The sequence below is a fragment of the Mesorhizobium sp. M7A.F.Ca.US.006.04.2.1 genome, assembly GCF_004022915.1.
Classification (GTDB): domain Bacteria; phylum Pseudomonadota; class Alphaproteobacteria; order Rhizobiales; family Rhizobiaceae; genus Mesorhizobium; species Mesorhizobium ciceri.
The window spans coordinates 1-3757 of record NZ_RZQA01000651.1 but is presented as its reverse complement, the minus strand read 5'-3'; the positions used below and the strand labels follow the sequence as shown (position 1 = coordinate 3757).

Annotated in this window: 6 protein-coding genes; 3 read left to right on the top strand and 3 right to left on the bottom strand. The window is 61.1% G+C overall.

Going from position 1 to position 3757, the window contains the following annotated elements; all coding sequences use genetic code 11:
- The 3 genes from EN925_RS27325 to ugpC form a co-directional block, all read left to right on the top strand.
- On the top strand, positions 1–301 hold a 301-nt coding region (locus EN925_RS27325; protein WP_164894420.1), incomplete at its 5' end, for an ABC transporter permease subunit.
- A complete protein-coding gene (locus tag EN925_RS27320) occupies positions 301–1149 on the top strand; it encodes a carbohydrate ABC transporter permease (protein ID WP_127369777.1) in 849 nt (282 codons plus the stop codon). The genes EN925_RS27325 and EN925_RS27320, both read left to right, overlap by 1 nt.
- Before the next feature lie 4 nt (positions 1150–1153).
- The gene (gene ugpC / locus EN925_RS27315) at positions 1154–2221 is read left to right on the top strand and encodes a sn-glycerol-3-phosphate ABC transporter ATP-binding protein UgpC (protein WP_127385879.1); all 1068 of its coding nucleotides are present in this window, start codon (positions 1154–1156) and stop codon (positions 2219–2221) included.
- A gap of 316 nt (positions 2222–2537) precedes the next feature.
- On the opposite strand, the gene EN925_RS27310 is transcribed toward ugpC, so the two are convergent.
- The 3 genes from EN925_RS27310 to rpmG form a co-directional block, all read right to left on the bottom strand.
- Positions 2538–2747: a hypothetical protein gene (locus EN925_RS27310; protein ID WP_013531922.1), complete on the bottom strand. Its 210-nt coding sequence runs from the start codon at positions 2745–2747 to the stop codon at positions 2538–2540.
- 155 nt (positions 2748–2902) lie between these two features.
- The gene (locus EN925_RS27305) at positions 2903–3160 is read right to left on the bottom strand and encodes a hypothetical protein (protein ID WP_024503578.1); all 258 of its coding nucleotides are present in this window, start codon (positions 3158–3160) and stop codon (positions 2903–2905) included.
- Positions 3161–3330: 170 nt separating this feature from the next.
- Positions 3331–3498, bottom strand: a complete 168-nt coding sequence (gene rpmG / locus EN925_RS27300; protein ID WP_006201775.1) for a 50S ribosomal protein L33 — start codon at positions 3496–3498, stop codon at positions 3331–3333.
- Between the last annotated feature and the right edge of the window lie 259 nt (positions 3499–3757).

Here is a 3757-nt window from a genome sequence, read left to right as displayed (position 1 = left end):
CGGCGCTTCGCCCTGGCAGCGCTTCACCAAGGTGACGCTGCCGTTTCTGGCGCCGACCATCGCCATCACCGTGATGTTGCGCACCATCTGGATCGCCACCTTCGCCGACCTGATCTTCGTGATGACGGAGGGCGGGCCAGCCGGCTCGACCAACACTGTGCCGGTCTACATCTATGTCAGCGCCTTCAAATCGCTGGACAAGGGCTATGCCTCGGCGGTGGCCGTGCTGCTATTGGTCCTGCTCATTGCCTATGCGATTGCGCTGATCGGTATCCGCCGCACGCTTGTGAGGCACGTCTGATGATCGCAGGACGTTCAACCTCGCAGCGCTTCTTCGGCGGCATCGGCCTCTACGCGGCAATCGCGGCTTACGTGCTCTTTGCCTTGTTCCCGATCTACTGGACGCTGAGGATCTCGGTCACGCCGGAGCGGCTGCTTTATTCCGAAGGCATCACCTTCTGGCCGTCGCACATGACGCTGCAGAACTTCGTAACCGTGCTCGAGGCCACCGATTTCCCGCGCTATTTCCTCAACAGCGTCATCGTCTCGGTATCGACGGCGGCACTGGTGACAATCATCGCCACGCTTGCCGGCTATGCCATGTCGCGCTTCACCTTTCGCGGCAAGGCAGCACTGGCGCTGATGTTGCTTTTGACCCAGACCTTTCCGCTGGTGATGGTCATTCCGCCGATCTACCGCGTGATGGGTCAGATCGGACTGATCAACAGCCTGACCGGGCTGATCATCATCTACACCGCCTTCAACACGGCTTTTGCCACCTTCCTCATGCAGTCCTTCTTCGACGGCATCCCCAAGGATCTGGAGGAAGCGGCGATGATCGACGGCTGCACGCGTGCGCAGGCGATGCGCAAGGTGATTGTACCGCTGACGCTGCCGGGCATGGGCGCCACGCTCGGCTTCGTCTTCACCGCCGCCTGGAGCGAGCTTCTGTTCGCGCTGATGCTGATTTCCAGCGACGACCAGAAGACCTTCGCCGTCGGCTTGCTCACCTTCATCGGCAAGTTCGCCGTCGATTGGGGACAGATGATGGCGGCATCCATCCTGGCGTTGATCCCGGTCTGCATCTTCTTCGCCTTCCTGCAACGCTATCTCGTCACCGGCCTGACCGCCGGCGCCGTCAAAGGATAGATCGATGGCCTCTGTTACGCTCGAGAAGGTCCGCAAGGACTATGGCGCCGTCCGCGTCCTGCACGCGGTCGACCTTGAAATCGCCGATGGCGAGTTCGTCGTCCTGGTTGGGCCGTCGGGCTGCGGCAAGTCCACGCTTTTGCGCATGATCGCCGGGCTGGAGGAGGCTTCCGGCGGCGAGATCCGCATTGGCGAGCGGCTGGTCAATGACGTAGCACCCAAGGACCGCGACATCGCCATGGTGTTCCAGTCCTACGCGCTTTATCCGCATATGGACGTGTCGAAGAACATGGGCTTCAGCCTGCTCCTGAAGAAGGCGGAGAAGGCGACGATCGACTCCAGGGTGGACGGCGCCGCCAAGCGGCTCGGGCTCGACACCTTCCTGCAGCGCCTGCCGCGGCAATTGTCCGGCGGCCAGCGCCAGCGCGTCGCCATGGGCCGGGCGATCGTGCGCGACCCCAAGGTCTTCCTGTTCGACGAGCCGCTGTCGAACCTCGACGCCAAGCTGCGCGTCCATATGCGCGCCGAGATCAAGGCGCTGCACCAGCAACTGAAGACGACATCGGTCTATGTCACGCACGACCAGATCGAGGCGATGACCATGGCCGACCGGATCGTCGTCATGCATGACGGGCTGATCCAGCAGGTCGGCGCGCCGCTCGATCTCTACGACCGGCCGGCCAACATGTTCGTTGCGGGTTTCATTGGTTCACCCGGCATGAATTTTCTGCCGGCGACGGTTCGTAAGGGCGCTACGTTGGAGGCCGTACTGACCGACGGCCAGGCGCTGCGGCTGCCGGAAGGCCTGCCACTGACCCACGGTGACGCCATCACCGTCGGTTTGCGGCCCGAGCATATCAAGCTGGCGGACGAGGGTGCGTTGAAGGGCGAGGTGGGTGTGGTCGAGCCGCTCGGCCTTTCGACGCAGTTCTACGTCAAGCTAGCCAGCCAGCAGCTGTGCGTCTTTGCCATGGGCCGTGCCGGCGTCAAGTCCGGCGACGTGGTGCGGTTGGCGGCCGAACCGGACCAGCTGCATCTGTTCGATGCGAAAAGCGGCGAGCGCATCGGCTGAGGGGACGCAGCCGGGTCGGATGCGGGCAGCCGGATCAGGCGCCGCTATCGGGCGGGACATGCACGGTAACGCTACATTTCAATTGGATAAAATAGCGGAACGTCCAAGAGACATTTCCGGAACCTAACAGGATCGCTCGGACCTTTGCGTCTAGGGCGCAAGACCTTAGTCCCGCCGTCTTCTCAAAAGAACGGAGGTCATTTCGCCGCGAACTAGGCCACCGTCGGAGTTAGTCAACACCGACGGTGGCCCCTGCAATATGGGCGAGTGGGTTGTGTGCGGATATGGTGTGATCGCGGAAGGCGATTGTAGACCGCTAACCGCGAGGGCTTCTTTTGGACAGCGGCGAGCTGTCCAACGGGTTTTCAGCCGATTTGGCCGATCGCCGCTCCTTCAGCCACAGGGACTTCTTTCTCCTTGCCAGGTTCTCGTCTCGAACGCTGTCTTCGGCGGTCACTCCGCCATGCATCGCGGCAATCACGTAGTCGGCTCTGTTGGTTCGAAAGTCGCCTTTTTGTACGGACATCGTTTTCTCCCAGTGCGAGGCATTTCCCCCCTTTTTGCCTGACGCTGAAACTAACTACCTATCCGTGGTGCAAGTCTACCAATTGGCGATTGTATTAAAACGATACACTCAGATGGTGCGATCGCACGAGAGGAGCCCATCCTGGCGAGGCTTCTTCATTGACCCTGTTGTGATCCTTGCGGGGGTGCCGCGGCGGGAGGTGTCGGAGCCTGCGGTGCGGGTTCCGTGGAAGGCGTGGCGGGGCTGTCAGGCTGAGGTGCAGGCGGTGCGGCCTCTTCCTCAGTCAGAACCTGGTCAGTCCTGGCCTTGATCTCATCGGCCGTCTGCTGGCTTATCAGCCCGTTGCTGACGGCAAAGCCAGCAGCCAGAGCGACAAGGGCTGCAATGATTGCAGCTTTCAACTTCTTCGACATCCATAGGCGCCTTATTCGTGACACCCAACCCACGGCCAAGGGTGCCGCAACCATGGCTAAGGGTCAATCCTTTGGCTGGAGTCTCTGCTCGGATGCAACGAAATCAACTGTTACAAACGAAAAACGCCGCCCATTGGGCGGCGTTTCGGCATTGCGGCGGGAAACCCGGATTACTTGATCTTGGTTTCCTTGAACTCGACGTGCTTCTTGGCGACCGGGTCGTACTTGCGGAACGACAGCTTGTCGGTCTTGGTGCGGCTGTTCTTGCTGGTCACGTAGAAGAAACCGGTGTCGGCGGTCGACAGAAGCTTGATCTTGATGTTTGCGGCTTTGGCCATGATATCAGTCCGTTTGTTCGTGGGGTTTTGGCCGCTGGAGCACGGGGAAACACCCGGACGCGGGAAACTTGGCGCGACACATAAAGAACGCGCCCGGAAAGTCAAGCCCGGTAGGCCTTGCGCGACCCACCAGAGCCGGCTCGCGAGCGGAAATCATGCGGTTTCCGTCGCCGATGCCGCAACCTTCTTCCAGTCTCCGGTCGTGTTCCACCAGCGATTCGGATTGGCGCGGTCGTCCAGCCCCTTGGAACGGCTGGCG

Coding starts and splice junctions, on each gene's coding strand:
- EN925_RS27320 (WP_127369777.1), top strand. CDS start 301: ATGATCGCAGGACGTTCAACCTCGCAGCGCTTCTTCGGCGGCATCGGC.
- ugpC (WP_127385879.1), top strand. CDS start 1,154: ATGGCCTCTGTTACGCTCGAGAAGGTCCGCAAGGACTATGGCGCCGTC.
- EN925_RS27310 (WP_013531922.1), bottom strand. CDS start 2,747: ATGTCCGTACAAAAAGGCGACTTTCGAACCAACAGAGCCGACTACGTG.
- EN925_RS27305 (WP_024503578.1), bottom strand. CDS start 3,160: ATGTCGAAGAAGTTGAAAGCTGCAATCATTGCAGCCCTTGTCGCTCTG.
- rpmG (WP_006201775.1), bottom strand. CDS start 3,498: ATGGCCAAAGCCGCAAACATCAAGATCAAGCTTCTGTCGACCGCCGAC.